The 18,910-nt window shown below is 60.8% G+C and carries 17 protein-coding genes; 4 read left to right on the top strand and 13 right to left on the bottom strand.

What is annotated here, in order from left to right:
- Positions 1–93 precede the first annotated feature (93 nt).
- From nudB to OPU71_RS11955, 11 genes are all read right to left on the bottom strand, one after another.
- A complete protein-coding gene (nudB, locus tag OPU71_RS12005) occupies positions 94–540 on the bottom strand; it encodes a dihydroneopterin triphosphate diphosphatase (protein WP_267728215.1) in 447 nt (148 codons plus the stop codon).
- Positions 537–962 carry a barstar family protein gene (locus OPU71_RS12000; RefSeq protein WP_267728214.1) on the bottom strand — a complete coding sequence of 142 codons (426 nt, stop codon included), beginning with the start codon at positions 960–962 and terminating at the stop codon, positions 537–539. The genes nudB and OPU71_RS12000 overlap by 4 nt, the downstream gene beginning before the upstream one ends.
- Positions 959–1,318 (bottom strand): ribonuclease domain-containing protein, encoded by a 360-nt coding sequence (locus tag OPU71_RS11995; protein WP_267728213.1) that lies wholly within the window; start codon positions 1,316–1,318, stop codon positions 959–961. Before OPU71_RS11995 ends, OPU71_RS12000 begins: the two co-directional genes overlap by 4 nt.
- Positions 1,319–1,411: 93 nt before the next feature.
- Positions 1,412–3,031, bottom strand: coding sequence for a tetratricopeptide repeat protein (locus tag OPU71_RS11990; protein WP_267728212.1), 1,620 nt, complete (start codon positions 3,029–3,031; stop codon positions 1,412–1,414).
- 154 nt (positions 3,032–3,185) lie between these two features.
- Positions 3,186–4,967 carry an aspartate--tRNA ligase gene (gene aspS / locus OPU71_RS11985; protein ID WP_267728211.1) on the bottom strand — a complete coding sequence of 594 codons (1,782 nt, stop codon included), beginning with the start codon at positions 4,965–4,967 and terminating at the stop codon, positions 3,186–3,188.
- 234 nt (positions 4,968–5,201) lie between these two features.
- Positions 5,202–5,819, bottom strand: coding sequence for a DUF502 domain-containing protein (locus OPU71_RS11980; RefSeq protein WP_267728210.1), 618 nt, complete (start codon positions 5,817–5,819; stop codon positions 5,202–5,204).
- 1 nt (position 5,820) lies between these two features.
- The gene (locus tag OPU71_RS11975; protein WP_267728209.1) at positions 5,821–6,096 is read right to left on the bottom strand and encodes an FmdB family zinc ribbon protein; all 276 of its coding nucleotides are present in this window, start codon (positions 6,094–6,096) and stop codon (positions 5,821–5,823) included.
- Between the two features lie 177 nt (positions 6,097–6,273).
- Positions 6,274–7,125 carry a prepilin peptidase gene (locus OPU71_RS11970; protein WP_267728208.1) on the bottom strand — a complete coding sequence of 284 codons (852 nt, stop codon included), beginning with the start codon at positions 7,123–7,125 and terminating at the stop codon, positions 6,274–6,276.
- A 35-nt stretch (positions 7,126–7,160) separates the two neighbouring features.
- Positions 7,161–8,393, bottom strand: coding sequence for a type II secretion system F family protein (locus OPU71_RS11965; RefSeq protein ID WP_267728207.1), 1,233 nt, complete (start codon positions 8,391–8,393; stop codon positions 7,161–7,163).
- Between the two features lie 15 nt (positions 8,394–8,408).
- Positions 8,409–10,130, bottom strand: coding sequence for a type IV-A pilus assembly ATPase PilB (pilB, locus tag OPU71_RS11960; protein ID WP_267728206.1), 1,722 nt, complete (start codon positions 10,128–10,130; stop codon positions 8,409–8,411).
- Positions 10,131–10,423: 293 nt separating this feature from the next.
- Entirely contained in the window at positions 10,424–11,233 is an 810-nt protein-coding gene (locus OPU71_RS11955) for a cytochrome C assembly family protein (RefSeq protein WP_267728205.1), read from the bottom strand.
- Positions 11,234–11,290: 57 nt separating this feature from the next.
- On the opposite strand from OPU71_RS11955, the gene ffh reads away from it, so the two are divergent.
- Complete coding sequence (ffh, locus tag OPU71_RS11950) at positions 11,291–12,649, top strand: signal recognition particle protein (RefSeq protein ID WP_267728204.1); 1,359 nt, start codon at positions 11,291–11,293, stop codon at positions 12,647–12,649.
- Positions 12,650–12,667: 18 nt separating this feature from the next.
- Here the strand turns inward: ffh and OPU71_RS11945 are convergent, their stop codons facing one another.
- Positions 12,668–13,930 (bottom strand): D-amino acid dehydrogenase, encoded by a 1,263-nt coding sequence (locus OPU71_RS11945; RefSeq protein WP_267728203.1) that lies wholly within the window; start codon positions 13,928–13,930, stop codon positions 12,668–12,670.
- A 256-nt stretch (positions 13,931–14,186) separates the two neighbouring features.
- Between OPU71_RS11945 and OPU71_RS11940 the strand changes: the two genes are divergently transcribed.
- The 3 genes from OPU71_RS11940 to OPU71_RS11930 all read left to right on the top strand — a co-directional run bounded on the left by OPU71_RS11940 (position 14,187) and on the right by OPU71_RS11930 (position 18,335).
- A complete protein-coding gene (locus OPU71_RS11940; RefSeq protein ID WP_267728202.1) occupies positions 14,187–15,188 on the top strand; it encodes a class 1 fructose-bisphosphatase in 1,002 nt (333 codons plus the stop codon).
- A gap of 47 nt (positions 15,189–15,235) precedes the next feature.
- Positions 15,236–17,056 carry an autotransporter assembly complex protein TamA gene (locus tag OPU71_RS11935; protein ID WP_267728201.1) on the top strand — a complete coding sequence of 607 codons (1,821 nt, stop codon included), beginning with the start codon at positions 15,236–15,238 and terminating at the stop codon, positions 17,054–17,056.
- Positions 17,057–17,249: 193 nt separating this feature from the next.
- The gene (locus OPU71_RS11930) at positions 17,250–18,335 is read left to right on the top strand and encodes a porin (RefSeq protein WP_267728200.1); all 1,086 of its coding nucleotides are present in this window, start codon (positions 17,250–17,252) and stop codon (positions 18,333–18,335) included.
- A gap of 106 nt (positions 18,336–18,441) precedes the next feature.
- Here the strand turns inward: OPU71_RS11930 and dksA are convergent, their stop codons facing one another.
- Positions 18,442–18,864: an RNA polymerase-binding protein DksA gene (dksA, locus tag OPU71_RS11925; RefSeq protein ID WP_267728199.1), complete on the bottom strand. Its 423-nt coding sequence runs from the start codon at positions 18,862–18,864 to the stop codon at positions 18,442–18,444.
- Positions 18,865–18,910 lie beyond the last annotated feature (46 nt).

Below are 18,910 nucleotides of genomic sequence, written 5' to 3'. Positions count from 1 at the left end.
TATGCAGGTAGACGGGGTCAGGGCCCGTTTCCTTACATCTGACGTGGAGCTTTTTGGGCGGGAGGGCGAGGCCACCGCCCGATGGCAAAGGGATCAGCCCGCTTGCATGCGGGCGGGCAGGGCGAGGATTGCGTCCCGGTTGGATTCCGAGAAGCAGGCGGCGGCCGCCTCGCGCCAGGGCAGCCAGCGCCAGGCGCGGTGTTCGCCGGGCGCTAGGGTCACCGGCGTATCGCGCGGCACGCAAATGCTGAAGACGTGTTCGGTGTTGTGGGTGGTGCCCGGTGCGTAGCGGTGCCGCCACTGGGGGAAGATCTCGTACTGCTGTTGCTGGTGCCAGTCTTCGATCTGCCCCGGCTGCGCGAGGATGCCGGTTTCCTCGTGCAGTTCCCGCGCGGCGGTCAGCGCGAGGGGCTCGTCGTCCTCCTGGCTGCCGGTGACCGACTGCCAGAAGCCCGGATGCGCCGCGCGCTCGATCAGCAGCACTTCAAGCGCTGGCGAGTGGATCAGCACCAGCACCGAAACCGGTTTCTTGAAACTCATGTGGCAGGCAGCTCCGGCAAGCTGTTCGGGCCTTCTTCGACCAACACGCAGAACGGAATGCCTGCTTCGTGCCAGAAGCTTGCCGCGTCGGACAGGATGTCGGTCAGGGTGTCCCAGTCTTCCGAGTCCTTTGCAAACGCGGCATGGCTACCCCGCAGGATGATCAGGTAACCCTGTTCGTCGAGCCAACTCAGATCGGTCAGGCAGTCGGCCAGGGCATCCCAGTTGCCACCGAACCATTCCGGGAACCTGAGGGCCGAGGCGAAGCCTTCAAACAGGGTGGCGTGGCGCACATGCTTTGGCAGGTCGATCGACGCGGTGATGAAGCGCCGGCCCTCGGCCGCCCGTTGCAGGGTGGCGGCACGCTCCGCAGTGCAGCGGAACACACCGTTGAGGCCGTTGGGCAGGGCGGCAGGGCTCATGGGCGAATCCTCTTGAAGCTGCGGTAGTGATCGGCGGTGTAGTAGCGTGGGCCGTCGCAGCTGGTGACGATGCGGCGCGCGCCCCGGTCTTTCGAGCCGGGTGTCGGCACGGTGTATTCGCGGTAGCAGCCGCGTTCGCGCGCGGGCAGCAGGCGTTCGCGGTTGTGGAATACGACGCCGTCTTTCCGGTAGGGGTATGGACCGCCCTGATCGATCAGTTGCAGGGTCTGGCGCGCCTCGGGCGGGAGGGCGGCGGTGGCGATCTCGTCAGACGGTGCGCCACTGCGGGCATAGGCGAAGACGCCCGCGGCGAGCAGCGTGGCGAGCAGGGCCTGGGTGATCCAGCGTGTTTGCATTGCGTGCCTGGCAGGTGGAAAGCGCGCCAAGTGTAGCAGCGGCCTTGTTGCCCCGGGCTGCGGCGTCGTGCCTTGCGGCGCTGCTCGCTTGGGCTAGCCTTTCGCCCCGAAGCGCTTGGCGAGGCCGTCGAAGTAGAGGTGCAGGGCGCCCAGCTTGGGGTTGCCGGGGTCGACCTTCTGCAGCCGCGCGATCAGGCCGCGCGATTGTTCGGCGTAGTGGGCATCCCAGCCGCAGTTTTCGATGTACTTGAGCAGCGCCAGCGCGGCGTTGTAGAGCACCATAGTGTTGCCGGGCATGCGCCGGACGGCCTCGAGCATGTGCGTCACGGCGCCCTCGAAGTCGCCGCGCTGGGCCATGCGCGCGCCTTCGCCCATCATGTCGCGCACTTCGGTTTTCATCTGTTGTGCGAGTGAGCTGCCCATGTCTGCGCGCCCGAGGCTGTCGAGCATCTTGGTAATGCCATCGACGGCTGAGTCATCGGCGGCGTGACGCATGATGTCCATGACCACGTCGGCGGCCTGGCTTTCAAGCTTGTGCTCGATGCACACCTTGGCCAGATCCTTCTTGAGATTGGTGCTCACGCCCAGGCGCGCGTCCAGCAGTCCGGCGGCGCGCTCGGCGGCTTCGGTTGCCTTGTCGGCTTCACCCTGGTGCGTGTAAACCATGGCCGATGACAGGGCCTTGCACAATTCGGTCTTGGGCAGCCCCTGCATGCTGCGATCGAGGTCGCGCAGGGTGGCGGTGGCGCGGTCGGGCGCGCCAACGCCCAGTTGCGCCTTCACCAGCTTCACATGATCTTCGGGGTCGCGAAAGTCCGAGTACTTTGCCTTGCGGACGACATCGTTGAGGGTGCGCTCGGCGGCTTCGAGATCGCCCAGTTCCAGCGCCACTTCGCCAATGTGGCGCATGCGGCGCAGGGTGTGCGGCGAGAGTTCGGCGGCACGTTCTAGCGCCTGACGTGCCTCGACCAGCGCGCCGACTGCTTCGCGCGTCTTGGCCAGCCAGTCCCAGGCGTCCAGGTATTGCTCGCTTTCGTTGAGCAGGCCAACGAGCTGCGTTTCGGCTTCCTCATAGCGCTTGCGCATGAACAGGGCCTTGGCCAGCCCAAGATTCGCCCATGGCACCGCGCGCCGGGCCAGCACCTTTTCGTATACCGCCTGAGCTTCTTCGGCCCGCCCGGTGGTGATGAGCAGTTCGGCGTGCAGACGCTGGAAGTCGATCGCAAAGACCGGGTACTTCAATTCTCCTTCCTGGCAGGCGGCGATCGCATCAGCGGCATTCCCGGCCTCGATCAGTTGCCAGGTCGGCATGAAGGCTTCGCGTTTGTTGAGCGCCCGCTCAAGCCGGGTCCTCAACAGATCGGGCGCGAAGGGCTTGAGGATGTAGTCGTTGGGCGCCAGTTCCGCAGCGCCGACCACGCGTTCATAACTGCGCTCGCCGGTCACCATGATGAACAGCGTGTAAAGCGGGATCAGGTGGTGGTGGCGGATGTCTTCAAGAAAGTGCTGCCCGTCCTGCCCTTCGCCAAGGTGGTACTCGCACAGGATGATGTCGAAGCTTGAATCGCGCAGTTTGCGGATCGCCGCGCCCGCGCTTTGCGCAGCCTCCAGCTTGGTAATGCCGCACATCGCAAGCATGTTGCGAAGCTGGGTGCGCATGTTGCTCTGGTTTTCGACCACGAGGACGGTGAGATCCTCGACCTTGCCTGCCATCTGGTGCCTCCGCCCCTGTTGGCCGGGTCAACGGCATTTGTCTGGCGTGGCTTGAGCTGGTGGCCTGGCGGGCTCAAAACAAAACCGCCGCAGGCCACGAGGGCGTGCGGCGGTTCTGCGGGCCGGGCGATGAGGGCTTACCCGATCATGGCGCTCAGGCTGCGGGCTGGACGTTGCGCAGGCGGATGTGCAACTCGCGCAATTGCTTCTCGTCCACCGGGCTCGGCGCCTGCGTGAGCAGACACTGGGCGCGCTGGGTCTTGGGGAATGCGATCACGTCGCGGATCGAGTCGGTGCCCGCCAGCTGCATGACGATACGGTCCAGGCCGAAGGCCAGGCCACCATGCGGTGGCGCACCGTACTTGAGCGCGTCAAGCAGGAAGCCGAACTTGAGTTCTGCTTCTTCCTTCGACAGCCCGATTGCAGCGAAGACCTTGGACTGCACGTCTTCACGGTGGATACGCACCGAACCACCGCCCACTTCATAACCGTTGAGCGCGAGGTCGTAGGCCTTGGCAAGGCACTTGCCCGGGTCGGTGGTGAGCAGGTCGATGTGCTCATCCTTCGGCGAGGTGAAGGGGTGGTGGCAGGCATTCCAGCGCTTGCCTTCATCGTCGTACTCGAACATCGGGAAGTCGACCACCCACACCGGCGCCCAGGTGCGGCCATCGACATGGCCTTTCTCGTGGCCGATCTTGGTCCGCAACGCGCCCAGGGCATCGTTGACGATCTTTTCCTTGTCGGCGCCAAAGAAGATCAAGTCGCCATCGACTGCACCCGAGCGGGCGATGATGGTGCTGAGCACATCGTCCGGCATGTTCTTGACGATCGGCGACTGCAGGCCGTCGCGACCCTTCGCAACTTCATTGACCTTGATGTACGCCAGCCCCTTGGCGCCGTAGATGCCGACGAACTGGGTGTAGGCGTCGATCTCGCCGCGCGAGAGTGCCGCACCACCCGGGATCTTCAGAGCGGCAACGCGGCCGCCTTCCATGTTGGCGGCGCCCGCGAACACCTTGAACTCGACACTCTTCATCACGTCGGTCAGTTCGGTGAATTCGAGTGTGACGCGCAGATCCGGCTTGTCGGAACCGTACTTCGCCATCGCATCGGCGTAGCTGATACGCGGGAAGGGGTTCGGCAGCTCGATGTCGGCCGCTTCCTTGAACACCGTGCGGAACATCTCTTCCATGATCGCGGTGATCTCGGTCTCGGTCAGGAAGGAGGTTTCGATATCGACCTGGGTGAACTCGGGCTGGCGATCAGCGCGCAGATCCTCATCACGGAAACACTTGGTCAGCTGGTAGTAACGGTCGAAGCCGGCCACCATCAGCATCTGCTTGAAGAGCTGCGGCGACTGCGGCAGGGCGAAGAACTGGCCGTCATGCACGCGGCTGGGCACCAGGTAGTCGCGCGCGCCTTCCGGCGTGCTCTTGGTGAGCATCGGCGTCTCGATGTCGATGAAGCCCTGATCGTCAAGGAAGCGGCGGAAAGCGCGTGCGGTGCGGTAGCGCAGCTGCATGATCTTCTGCATGTACGGACGGCGCAGATCCATCACACGGTGCGTCAGGCGGACGGTTTCCGACAGGTTGTCGTCGTCGAGCTGGAACGGTGGGGTCACCGACGGGTTCAGCACTTCGAGTTCGTGGCACAGCACTTCGACTTCGCCCGAGATCAGGTTGGCGTTGGTCGTGCCCTCCGGGCGGCGGCGGACCTTGCCGACCACCTTCAGGCAAAACTCGTTGCGGACCGACTCCGCGACCGCAAAGGTCTCGGCGCGGTCCGGATCGCACACAACCTGGACCAGGCCTTCGCGGTCACGCAGGTCAATGAAGATCACACCGCCGTGATCGCGACGACGGTGGGCCCAGCCGGTAAGGGTGACGATCTGGTCGAGATGGGCGGCGCTGACGAGGCCGCTGTAGCAGGTACGCATCGGTAACTCCGGATTTGCTTGATTCGATTGCTGTGCCGCGCAGTGCGGCGTGACAGATAGTGTGTGTTCTGGCGCTTCGGGGCGTCTCGGGGACACTCAGGGCTGAGCGCTTGCCACGCGTTCAGCCCGTCCGATTTCGCGCACCGCCGTTCGGCGAACTCGCAGGCTGACCACCAAATCCTGAGCCTGCGGTGCCTGAATACGTGGGGGAAAACAGGAAGATGAGGTGCATGCTTATCGCTTGTGCCCCGCGCCGGGGTGGGCCGGCGCAACGACCCCCATCGAGATGATGTACTTGAGCGCCTCATCAACGCTCATGTCCAGTTCGACGACCGCTTCCTTGTGCATCATGAGGAAGAAGCCCGAAGTCGGGTTCGGCGTTGTCGGCACATAGACGCTGACGTGATCACCGGTCAGATGCTGGGCCACTTCCTTGCCCGGCGCTCCGGTGAGGAACGCAATTGTCCAACTGCCCTCACGCGGGTACTGCACCAGCAGGGCCTTGCGGAAAGCCTGTCCGTTCGGTGCGAAAAGCGTATCCGAAACCTGTTTGACGCTGGAGTAGATCGACTTGACGACAGGAATCCGGGCGAGCATCGACTCCCAGAAGCCGACCAGGCGCTGGCCAAAGTAGTTCGCCACCACCACCCCGGTCAGCACGACGACCATCAAGGTGAGCAGCGCACCCAGACCGGGAACGCCGAAGCCGAACAGGCGCTCGGGCCGCCATTCAATTGGCAGCAGCAAAAGCGACTGGTCGAGCGTGCCAACGATCAGGTGCAGCACCCAGACCGTAATGGTCAGCGGCACCCAGATCAGCAAGCCAGCAATCAGGTATTTCTTGAAAGGCATCTCAGTGGCAGGCGCAGTTTCCACCGCAACCGGCGGGCTTGGCGGCTTCTGTCGCTGCGGACTCTGCTGGTTTTGCTGCGGCCGCGCTTGACGCGCCGCCCTTGAAATCGGTGGCGTACCAGCCAGAGCCCTTCAGTTGAAATCCCGCAGCAGTAAGGGCCTTGCCAAAGGTCTCTTTCCCGCACGAAGGGCAAACCGTCAGCGCTGCGTCTGAGATCTTCTGCAGTACATCCTTCTGAAAACCGCAATCGCTGCAACGGTATTCGTAGATGGGCATGGCTAAGCTCCTGAAAATCAAGCCCAAAATTCTAACGCATTGCAGCAGGCAATGCTTGGATGGCCGCGGGGTATGTAGCATCGGGATGCGCGCTGAGGCTTGGACCACGAAAGTCCGGCGCGTCAATCAAGGCTGACCGACGTCGAAGGCGGGTTGCCCTGCCTTCGTTTCTGCACGCTACATCAGTGCCAGGTAGGCTGTGGTCAAGGACGGACCCCAGTAGAGCGCAACCAAACCAGCGCCCGCAAGGTAGGGGCCGAACGGGATCGGGGTAGATCGCCCATGGCGCGCGAAGACGATCATCGCGATACCCACGGCGGCGCCGATAACCGATGAGGCGAGGATGACGAGCGGCAATTGCTGCCAACCCACAAATGCCCCAATGGCGGCCAACAGCTTGAAATCGCCATACCCCATGCCTTCTTTACCGGTGACCAGTTTGAACAACCAGTAAACCGACCAGAGCGCAAGGTACCCGACCATCGCGCCGATCACCGCTGTATCCAGGCTGACATAGGTGCTACCCAAGTTGAGCAGAAGGCCGAGCCAGAGCAAGGGAAGGGTGATTGAATCCGGCAGTAATTGGGTATCAAGGTCGATCAACGTCAGCGTAATCATCGACCAGGCAAAGACCATTGCGCCGGCGGCTTGCCATCCATATCCGAAGTGCCAGGCTGCAAATCCAGCCGTTAGCCCGCCAAGCAACTCGACTATCGGATAGCGAAGCCCGATTGGTGCTTTGCAATGTCCGCACTTGCCGCCAAGTAGAGCGTAGCTGAGCAAGGGAATGTTCTGCCAGCTGGCGATGGCCGTTCCGCAATGCGGGCAGCGCGAACGCGGCCGGGATATCGTGATGGGCTCACCGGCAGAGGCAGGTTCGCCGCGCAATTCCGCTGCTTGCTCATGCCAGTCCCGCTCCATCATTTTCGGCAGGCGATGAATCAGCACGTTCAGGAAACTGCCAATGCAAAGCCCCAGAACGCTCGCAATCAGAATAAAGGCAAGCGGTGACGAAGCGATCAATTCCATCAAAGCAGTATTCCTAGCTGTCTGTGCCGGACGCCTTAAACGACTTGACCCAGTTTGAAGATTGGGAGGTACATGGCTACGACAAGCCCGCCGACGACCGTACCCAGAAAGACGATGATCAATGGTTCAAGCAACTGTGAAAGCGCATCGACCGCATCGTCCACTTCCCGCTCAAAGAAGTCCGAAACCTTGCCAAGCATCGCATCCAGTTGGCCGGATTCTTCGCCAATCGAGACCATTTGTATCACCATGGTTGGGAATACGTTTACGTTCTGCATGGCGACGGTAAGACTGGTACCCGTGCTGACTTCATTCTGGATCTGTCTGGTAGCGATCTCGTAGACCCGGTTGCCCGCTGCGCCGCCAACTGAGTCGAGCGCTTCTACCAAGGGGACACCTGCGGCAAACATGGTTGAAAGCGTGCGAGTCCAGCGGGCCACGGTTGCCTTTTTAATGATTTCTCCAATAACTGGAAACTTCAGAAGCAGACGATCCATGGTGAACTGCATTTGCGGCGATCGCTTGTATGCAAACGACAAACCAATTATCGCCCCGAATATTCCACCAAAGACGATATACCAATATTCAATGAAGAAATCGGACATGGCCATGACCATCAAGGTCGGCCCAGGAAGCTCTGCACCAAAGCTCGTAAAAACGGATTTGAACTGAGGAATGACGAAGAGCATCATCACTGCAACTACGCCGAGCGCCACCGCGACAACAGAAATAGGGTAAAAAAGCGCCCCTTTGATCTTGCTTTTGATTGCCAAGATCTTTTCTTTATATGTGGCCAAACGGTCGAGCAATGCTTCAAGCGCGCCAGACTGCTCGCCTGCCGCTACAAGGTTCGCGTAGAGGGCATCGAAATACACTGGATGCTTGCGAAACGCATTTGCGAGACCGGCGCCTGTTTCGATGTCTGAACGGATTTCGTTCAGCAAGCGGGCCAGCGCCGGATTGGTGGCGCCCTTGATTGCAATGTCAAAAGTCTGCAGCAGTGGCACGCCTGAGCGGAGCATCGTTGCAAGCTGGCGGGTAAAAAGTGCAATGTCCTTGTCCGTGATCTTCCCGCCCTTGGAGAAAGACCGCTTTTTGACTCTGGCATTGCCGATGCCTTGGCGGCGCAGGTTGGCCTGAACAATGGAAGCACTGCCCGCGCGTGTTTCGCCACGAACCACCCGGCCGTTCTTGTCCTTGCCTTCCCAGGTGAATACGCTCTCGCCGGTCCCTGCCGGTTTGCGAACTGTCCGTGATGCTGTCGCCATTTGCCTGCCCTGTGATCAGTCGTTCGTGTTTGCCAGTACTTCTGCAAGCGAGGTCACGCCCTGCTTGGCTTTGAGCAACCCCGATTGCCGAAGATCGCGGATGCCTTGGCGCTGAGCCTCGGCCGCGATATCGATAGAGTTGCCGTTTGTCATAATTATATGCGCGATCTCTTCACCTACGGGCATCACTTGGTAGATACCTACACGCCCTTTGTAGCCCGACCCCTTGCATCGATCGCATCCGACCGGGCCGAAGAGTTCAAAAGAGCCATCGAGTTCCTCTTCTTGATAGCCCGCATCGATCAGCGCCTGGATCGGAATGTCGATCGGGCGTTTGCATGAGCACAAGCGTCGCGCCAGTCGCTGCGCAGTGATCATGATCACGCTTGAAGCGATGTTGAACGGTGCGACGCCCATGTTTTTCATGCGCTCAAGTGTGGTCGGTGCATCGTTGGTGTGCAGCGTCGACAGAACAAGGTGGCCGGTCTGAGCGGCCTTGATTGAAATCTCTGCTGTGTCGATGTCGCGAATTTCGCCGACCATGATCACATCCGGATCCTGACGCAGGAAGGACTTGAGGGCCGCCGAGAAGGTGAGGCCAGCCTTGTCATTCACGTTGACCTGATTGATGCCCGGCAGGTTAATTTCCGCCGGATCCTCGGCCGTCGAGATGTTCACCCCTGGCTTGTTAAGGATGTTCAGGCAGGTGTACAGCGAAACGGTTTTCCCGGAACCAGTGGGGCCAGTCACGAGCACCATGCCATACGGCCGTTGCACGGCGTCCATGAGCGCTGCGCGCTGGTCTGGCTCATAGCCAAGCGCATCAATGCCAAGCATCGCGGAGCTTGGGTCGAGAATACGCATCACGATCTTTTCGCCGTGCAGGCATGGGAGCGTGCTGACGCGGAAGTCGATCGCTTTGTTAGCCGAGAGCTTGAGCTTCATGCGGCCGTCTTGCGGCACGCGCTTCTCGGAAATGTCCAGTCTCGATATGACCTTGATGCGGGCAGCGATCTTTTCGCGAAGCGCCAGAGGGGGCTGTGAAATTTCCCGAAGAATGCCGTCGGTGCGGTAGCGAATCCGGTAGTACTTTTCGTAAGGCTCGAAGTGGATGTCCGATGCGCCTTCGTTGATCGCGTCGACCAGAATTTTCTGGATGAATTTGACGACCGGCGCGTCATCGACATCGACGTTCTGTTCGGCCTCCGAACTTGATGAGGATTCGGCATCGGCCATCTCCCCAAGCTCTTCGTCGATGTCGCCAGTCAAGCCCTTCAGCTGATCGCTGGTGCTTTCACCCAGTTTCTGTGAGAGCTTGAACAGCTTGTCGACTTCAACAATGATCGCATCGACGGCTACGCCAGTCTGGAAGCGGATCTCATCTAGCGCTCTCAGGTTCGTCGGGTCGCCGATTGCGACCGTCAGCTTGTTGTTGCGTTTGGCGAGCGGGACGACCGAATGCTGCGCGATCAGCTTTCGGTCGATGGCGTCGCGTGGAATCTGGTTCTCATCGTAAGCAGCGATGTCGAGCATCGGGAATCCGAATGTCTCAGCACAGAAGCGCGCCAGATCGCGGCTGCTCATGACGCCGCGTTGCACCAGCTCCAGTGCAAATACCTGCTTTGATGCTTTTGCTTGATCTGCGAGCTCTGTCGCTTGCTGCTCAGTCAAACGCCCGTGCTGAACCAGAGCTCGGGCGAGTCCGCTGAGTGCGATTTGCTGTGGATTTGATGCCATTAAACCGCTGTCTCGACATTAGTACGACCGGTGCGCGATGATGCGCTAGCCCTCACCCCTTGTAAAGCCGCGCCCTGTCAGGGCTTCAGATGCAGGTGTGTGGATCTTGGCGCGGTGATCTGCGGCTCTTGCTCCGCGCATCCATCGGCTCTTGACCTCGCCTGCGGGGCTTCCCGATTTTTTGGCGGGCCGATAAGCCGATTATCCCGTTTTCGGCATTTTGCTCAGGAAGTTTAGGTGTGCGCGGTGTTTCGGCTTGCGGGTTTGCAATGCCCACGGGCTGACCATCGCGCCTAAGGGCGGCCGAGCAGGACTTCCAGCACAAAGCGGGTGCCGACGTAGGCGAGCAACAGGCAGGCGAAGCCGGCGAGGGTGAGGTGGAGCGCTTTTCGGCCTCGCCATCCCCAGAGGCTGCGGCCGGCGAGCAGCGTGCCGAAGAGTACCCATGCTGCAATGGCGAACACGGTTTTGTGTGAGAACGCGAGTGGTTTTCCGAACAGGGCTTCGGAAAAGAAAACGCCAGATCCGACGGTGAGTGTCAGCAAAATGAAACCACTGCCGACGAGCTTGAAGAGCAGGCTCTCCATTGTCATCAGCGGCGGGATGGACGACATCGCCTGCGTCATGCGTGCGCTGTGCAGTTGGCGTTCCGCCGCGGCCATCAGCAGCGCGTGCAGGGCGGCGAGTGTAAACAGGCTGTACGCCAGCATCGCGACGATGAAGTGAAGCCGAAATGCCGTGGATCCGGCATTCGGCAGCATGTGTTCATTCGGAAAGATCAGCTGCAAGAGCACAGAAATCGCGGCGATCGGCATCGCAAGGGCTGTGAGCCCTTCGATTCGGGTATAGAAGCTCTCTAACCAATAAAATACGAGGGCGAGCCAAAGGGTCATTGATAGTGCTGCGGCAAAGCCAAAGCGTGGGCCAGACGGGCTCGAAATGTCGTTGGCGAGCGCTGCCCCGTGCAGCAAAAGCGCTACAAGCAACGCAGCCTGAGCCCAGCGTCGCTGGTTTGGCGAGGAGTCTCCGTGCAGCCTGCGGTAGGCGATTGCAAGCCCGATGTAGATCGAGGCGGCAGGCAGATGAAGTAGAATCGCAGGCATCTTCGCAGTTTACCTGAATGGTCGTGCGCTCAGTGCGGCCAGGATCGCTCCCGGACCATGCTCGATAATCTGACTCAAAGGCTTGCCAAGGTCGTCAAGACCATGCGCGGCCAAGCCCGCCTGACCGACGACAACATCGCGGAGATGCTGCGCGAAGTCCGCTTGGCGCTGCTGGAAGCTGACGTCGCGCTTCCCGTCGTGAAGGACTTCATTGCCCGTGTGCGCGAAAAGGCGCTTGGGCAGGATGTGATTGGCTCGCTGACGCCCGGGCAGGCGCTGGTTGGAGTGGTCCATCGCGAGATGACCGAGTTGATGGGCGGCGCTCAGGCGACGCTGAATTTCGCGACACAGCCGCCCGCGGTGATTCTGATGGCGGGCCTGCAAGGCGCAGGCAAGACCACTACCGTCGGCAAGTTGTCGAAGATGCTGCGCGAGAAGCACAAGAAAAAGGTGCTCACCGTCTCGTGTGACGTCTATCGCCCCGCGGCGATTGACCAACTGGAGGCGGTGACGGCGCAGGCCGGGGCGGAGTTCTTTCCGTCACGCGCAGAGCAGAGGCCGATCGACATTGCCAATGCGGCCATTGACCATGCTAAGCGCCACTATTTCGACGTGTTGTTGATCGACACGGCGGGGCGGCTTGCAATTGACGAAGCGATGATGGCGGAGATCAAGGCGCTCCACGCAGCGGTCAAACCGATCGAGACCTTGTTTGTTGTTGATGCAATGCTCGGCCAGGACGCGGTGAATACCGCGCGAGCGTTCAACGAAGCCTTGCCGCTGACCGGCGTGGTGTTGACCAAGCTCGACGGCGACGCGCGCGGCGGCGCCGCTTTGTCGGTGCGGCATGTCACTGGCAAGCCGATCAAGTTCACCGGCGTGGGCGAGAAGCTCACCGGCCTCGATGAATTCCACCCCGACCGGATGGCCAGCCGCATCCTGGGCATGGGCGACATTCTGTCCTTGGTTGAAGAGGCTCGTCAGAACGTCGACGAGGAGCAAGCCAAGGCGTTTGCCCAGAAGCTCAAGAGCGGAAAGGGGTTTGACCTGAATGACTTCAAGGCCCAGATTTCCCAGATGCGGAAGATGGGCGGGCTGTCATCGCTGATGGACAAAATGCCGGCGCAGTTTGCGCAGGCGGCCTCGCAGTTGCAGGGTGGGGTTGAAGAGAAGTCGATTCGACGGATCGAGGGCATCATCAACTCGATGACCCCGGCTGAGCGAAGCAAACCAGAGCTGATCAAGGCCAGCCGGAAGCGCCGGATCGCGGCTGGCGCGGGGGTTCAGGTGCAGGAAGTCAATCGTCTGCTCAATCAGTTTGAACAGACGCAAAAAGTGATGAAGCAATTGTCCAAGGGCGGCATGGGCAAGTTGATGCGCTCAATGAAGGGCATGATGCCCGGGATGATGCGCTGAACTGCCAGCCGGCTGGGTTCAACCGGCTGCCTTGAACGGAAACCCGGAAATTTGCGGCGTGCGGCCTGCGATCAGGTCAGCCAGCGCCGCCCCTGACCCGCAAGCCAGCGTCCACCCCAGCGTGCCATGGCCGGTATTGAGCCAGAGCCCTCTCGTGCGGGTGGCGCCAATCACGGGCAGATTGTTTGGCGTGGCCGGGCGCAGCCCGTTCCAGTTCTCGCTGGCGCTGGTATCCGTGGCGCCAGGGAAGTGCGCTTCAACCCACTTGAGCAAACCTGCGGTGCGGGCTGGGTTGGCCGCCATGTCAAAACCATTGAGTTCTGCCGTGCCCGCGACACGCAAGCGATCTCCCAGTCTTGAACACACAATCCGTCGTGTTTCGTCGGTCAGGCTGACATGCGGCGCGCGTTTCTCGTCCACGATGGGTAGCGTGACCGAGTAACCCTTGACGGGGTAAATCGGCAATCGTTCGCCTAGCGGCGCAAGAAGCTGATTGCTCCACGGGCCGGCGCAAACCACCACCGCATCGGCCTCGATTTCACTGAAAACACCATTCGGGTCAGCAAGCACGACACCGGCAACCTTGCCCTTGCTTTCGCGGATTGCACTCACCGCTGTTGAGTATTGAAAGCGCACGCTGCCGGCCGCGAGGCGCTTGGCAAGTCGTTCGGTGAATAGGTGGGCATCGCCGGATTCGTCGTCCTGGCCATGCAGCCCGCCCATGAGCCGCCCTGCGCAGGCGCTCAGCGCGGGTTCAAGCTCAATGCACTGGTTGCGAGTGACGACGCTTGCGTGCAGGCCGCAGCGGGTCAACTCGGCTGCGCGTTCAGGCGCGCGGGCGAACTCATGGCGGTCAAAGAACAGGTGAAGGACGCCGCGGCGCTCGGCGTCATAGTCAAGCTGGGCTTCGCCGCGCAGGAGTTTGAGGCAGGTGAGGCTGTATGCCGCAAGGTGGGCGATCGCTTCGGTATTGCGTCGCGTGCGGCCAGGTGTGCACTCGCGCAAAAAGGCCATGCCCCAGCGCCAGCGGGCCCACTCTGCGGGCATGCGAAAAAGCAAAGGCGCATCTTCCCGGCCAAGCCAGCGAAGAATTTGCCCCGGCGCCCGGGGGTTCGCCCAAGGCTCAGGGTGGCTCACCGATACCTGCCCGCCATTGGCAAAGCTGGTTTCCAGTGCCGGGCCTTCACGGCGTTCAAGCACGGTGACGTCGTGTCCGTCGCGTGCCAAATACCAAGCGCTGACAACGCCTTCCAAGCCTGCGCCGACGATGATGATTCGCATGAGTGTGATTCAGTGCGGCGCTTGCCGCGGCTGCCGTGTAAGCATGATTGTACCTCTGCGGCCAGGCTTGGCCCGGTGACGGCATAGGTAGTGGCTCTAATGTTGCGCTGTCAGGGGCGCGCCGATAATCGCAGTGCACAACGCGAAGGCGGGCTTGGGCGATGGCGCATCAGAACGGGGCGGAGTTCGATCGGGGGGTCGAACGCTGGCTTGGCGCCAACGCAGGCTGTGCGATTGATCTCGGGGGGGAGTAGTCATGCGTCGTGTCACGCTCACGCAGTATTTGATCGAGCAGCAGCGCGAGCACCAGCAAATACCGGTGAATCTGCGGCTGCAGATCGAGGTGGTCGCTCGTGCCGTCAAGGCGATCAGCGTTAATGTCGGCAAAGGGGCCATTGCCGGTGTGCTTGGTGAAGTCGGCACCGATAACGTTCAAGGGGAGGCCCAGAAGCAGCTTGATGTGGTTGCGAACGAGATCCTGCTGCTCTCAAACGAATGGGGTGGGCATCTGGCCGCGATGGCCTCGGAAGAGATGCCGCTGCCGTACGCCATTCCAAACCGGTACCCGAAAGGCGAATACCTGCTGTTGTTTGATCCGCTCGACGGTTCGTCAAACATTGATGTGAACATTTCCGTCGGCACGATCTTCTCGGTATTGCGCTGTCCGGACCGCGCCGAGGCCGACGAGAGGGCCTTTCTGCAGCCAGGGACTCAGCAGGTTGCGGCGGGCTATGCCCTGTATGGTCCGCAGACCCTGCTTGTGCTGACGGTGGGGGCGGGCGTGGCCGCATTCACGCTGGATCGCGAGTTCGGAACCTGGGTGCTGACCAACCCGGACATGCGGATTCCGGACGACACGCGTGAGTACGCAATCAACGCGTCCAACGCACGTTTTTGGGATCCGGCCATCCAACGCTATATCGATGAGCTGACTGCAGGCAAAGAGGGGCCGCGAGGGAAAGACTTCAACATGCGTTGGGTTGCTTCGATGGTGGCGGACGTGCATCGCCTGCTTACCCGCGGCGGCATCTTCATGTATCCGCGTGACAAGCGCGATCCGTCCAAGCCTGGCCGCCTGCGTTTGTTGTACGAGGCCAATCCGATGGCCATGATCGTCGAGCAGGCGGGCGGGGCGGCTTCGACGGGGCACCGGCGAATCCTTGAGGTGCAGCCTGAGCAGTTGCATCAACGAGTTCCGGTTGTGCTTGGCTCGCGCAATGAAGTCGAACGGGTGGCGAATTACTACGCGGAAGCGTAAGTCGAGTTGCACTGCCAAGCCGGGCGCGGCGCGGATAGAATCCGGCCGTGCCCGCCTACTCAGACCCTAAATCGATTGCATTCGCTTACCGGCGTTTGTCATGTCTCTGCGCCGTCAGCCTGATCGCTCTGGCCGGGCTGCTCCCGGTTTCGACGGCGGTGGCGGCGCCGCTGCGCCTTGAAGCCCCGGGGGCTGTCAGGCCCCTGATCCTCAAGTATGTTTCGGCCTTCGACGCGAGGGACGCCGCCGCGGATTCGGCCGACCCGGATCTGGGCGCCGAAGGCGACATCCAGACCGATGAGGGTGACACGCTTGCGCGAATCCGGCGCGCGCGAAAGGACATCCCGGAGCTGCTGGAAACCGAAGGGTACTTCTCGTCGCAGATTGATGTGGAGCAGGCGCCTGGATCGCCGGCCCTGGTGAGGGTGCAGCCTGGACCGCGTGCCGTTGTTCAAGAGGTGGTGCTCCGGTTCGAGGGGGATCTCAACGGTGAGCGGCCCGATCTGCGCGCTCGCCGGGAATCGCTGCTGGCGGCATGGACGCTCGGCAAGGGGGGCGCATTTTCTCAGGCGGGGTGGAGCGCGGCCAAGGCGAAGCTGCTCGCAGATGTGTCGAGCCAAGACTACGCCGCGGCGCGGATCGTCGATTCCACTGCCGATATCGACCCGGAGCGGGCGGTTGCACGATTGCTGGTGGTCATTGATTCGGGCCCCGCGTTCCGGATTGGCCCGATTGATGTGGTGGGCCTTTCGCTCTACAGCCGAGATCTCGTCGAGCGCTACAGCTCAGTTACCGAAGGCGAACGGTACGACTATGAGCGCCTTGTGACGCTGCAGAATTCGCTGCAAAGCACGCCTTATTTTTCCGGGGCCATTGTCGAGATTGATCGCGATCCGGCCCTTGCCGACGCCTCACCGCTGCGTGTGTCGATCACCGAGGCAAAGCCGCGACGTTTCGGTGTGGGCGTTGGCTTCTCGAGCAACACCGGGGCTCGCGGTGAAGTTAACTACCGCGATGCCAACCTCTTCAGCAATGCCTGGGAACTCAACAGCACCGTGCGCTTGGAGGAAAAGCGTCAGTCCGCGTTTGCTGATGTGTTTCTGCCGCAAACCCACTCCGGCTTCAGGGATGCGGTGGGGCTCTCGGGGCTTGCCGAGAACATCCAGAATCTGGCCACCTCAAGGTTCTCGGTTGGCGTGCAGCGGGCGCGTACTTTGCAGCGCACGACAACGCGGATCAGCATCAACTATCAACATGAAACCACGGAGCCCGAAGGCGGCGTTGAGCAGATCAGTACCGCACTGACGCTCAACTGCGAGGCAGGCTATCGCGTCACCGATAACCCCGCCGATCCGCAGCGCGGCTACGGCGTGAGCTTTCAGATCGGCGGTGGCTCCAAGCACTTCTTTTCCGACCAGAGCTTCCTCCGCGTGTACGGCCGTGGTCAGTATTTTCGACCGCTCGGTGAGAGCGGGACTTTCATCCTTCGCGGAGAAGCCGGTTACACCGTTGCACCGTCCAGCGAAGGGATCCCGCAAGACTTCCTGTTTCGCACCGGTGGATCTCAATCCGTGCGCGGCTATGACTATCAGAGTCTTGGCGTTCAGGACGGGGTTGCAATTGTCGGCGGCCGAACGCTGGCCGTTGCGAGTCTGGAGTACGTGAGGTGGGTGTCAGGGCCGTGGGGGCTTGCAACCTTCGTGGATGCCGGCGACGCGAACGACACATGGCAGGACATGCGTTGGCGCGTGGGTTATGGGCTGGGTGGCCGCTGGCGAAGTCCGGCCGGGCCGCTAGGTGTCGATGTGGCCTACGGCCAGTCAGATGAGAAGTTCCGGCTGCACTTTACGCTCGCGCTCGCGTTCTGATGCGTAGCGAGATCCTGACGTTTGTTGCTTGTAAGCAACAATGTTTCAGGGCGATTGCAGACCAAGCGCCGTTTGCCTTGCGGGGCGCAATGCTGCACCTGCAATATCCGGTCATCTCTCCATTCGAGAGCAGAAAGACGACGGCCCAGGGGGTTCCGCCGGCGTCGCATCTTCAGACTAAGAGGAGAAGTGCATGCAAAAGAAACTGATCGCCGCCGCCATCGCGGGCCTCGTTGCCGCTCCGGTATTTGCGGTCGACACAAGCGTTACGATCTATGGTTTGGTTGACGTTGGTTACTCGTACCGTACTGATCATTATGGCGACAAAGGTAGCCGCCAAGGGCTGGACAGTGGCCAGCTGAATGGTTCGCGCCTCGGTTTCAAGGGTGTTGAGCAGCTTACGCCCGGCATGAAGGCCAAGTTCCAGATTGAAGCCGGCGTGAAGGCCGATACTGGCGGCAGCAACCAAGGTGGTCTCGCATGGGGTCGTCAGACTTGGGCCGGCCTGGATTTTGGTGTCGTTGAGTTCCGTTTTGGTCGCCAATACACCCCGCAGTTCAACCTCTACGCGAATGCCGATCCGTTTGGTTTGGGCGCTGTGGCAGAGACGAACAACATCTTCACGCACATCGCTGCGCGTGCTGACAACGCGGCCTATGTGACGACGCCGTACTTTGGCGATGTCTTCGCTGTAGAGGCGATGTATTCGAAGTCGGCCAGCGGCGATGAGACGGTCGAAAACTCTGGCAACAAGAGCTACTATTCTGTTGCGCCGAAACTCAAATTGGGCAAGATGGTCAGCTTGGCTGCTAACTACAGCCACCAGCAGACCAAGGGCTCAGAAGCCTCGATTTCTTCCTGGGATTTGGGCGGCATATTTGATTTTGGTGTCGCCAAGCTTTCGCTTGCATATGCCCAGCCGAAGGATGGCACTTCGCTTGATGCCAATGGCGAAGCCGTCAAATATAACCGTTGGTTTGGCGGCGCTACCGTTCCGTTCGGCAACTTCTCGCTGCTCGCTTCTTACACCTACTCCCAGGACAAGAACGATCTTGACCTGAAGGCAACGCAGTTCGGCTTGGGCGGTCTTTACTCGCTGTCTTCGCGCACCGCGCTGTATGCTGCGTATTCGCAGATCGATACCTCTAACGGCGCCGATGCGGCTGCACTGGCAGCAATCGCTGCAGGCAAGGACCCGGCCTATCAAGTTGCAGATGCGACGAACGGTGGGTATGGCTATCGCACGGGTTTCCAGATCGGCGTTCGCCACACGTTCTAATCTGCTCGTGCAGACGAAAAAGGCGCCGCAAGGCGCCTTTTTTGCATCTGTCGTGTGAGTTGCTCGCTCAGATCTGCGTGAATCGATCCAGAAAGCAGCAGCTCGATCAGCGTGCCACTTGGCGTTCGCGTAATTCGTCCAGTGTCTTGCAGTCGATGCACTGGCTGGCGGTAGGGCGGGCTTCGAGGCGTTTGAGCCCGATCTCGATTCCGCAGCTCTCGCAATAACCGTATTCGCCCGCGGCGATTAGCGCGAGCGTTTGATCAATTTTCTTGACCAGCTTGCGTTCCCGGTCGCGATTTCGTAGTTCGAGCGCGATGTCGGATTCCTGGCTCGCACGATCATTGGGGTCGGCAAACGAGGTGGCTTCGTCCTGCATGGTGTGGACGGTACGTTCAATATCGATTTGAAGATCCTGCTTCCAAGCTTCCAGGATTTCGCGGAAGTGGGCCAGTTGCTTTTCGTTCATGTACTGCTCGCCCTTCTTCGGAACGTATGGCTTGAAGTGGCGGTTAATCTCCCCGGCCATGGTTGCTTTCCCTGGTTAGTTGAAAGAAGCAGCGTTAATAGCAGAA

Origin of the sequence: Niveibacterium sp. 24ML (assembly GCF_026586805.1) — a bacterium.
Classification (GTDB): Bacteria; Pseudomonadota; Gammaproteobacteria; order Burkholderiales; family Rhodocyclaceae; genus Niveibacterium.
The sequence above is the reverse complement of the archived record's forward strand: the minus strand, read 5'-3'. Positions and strand labels throughout refer to the sequence as shown.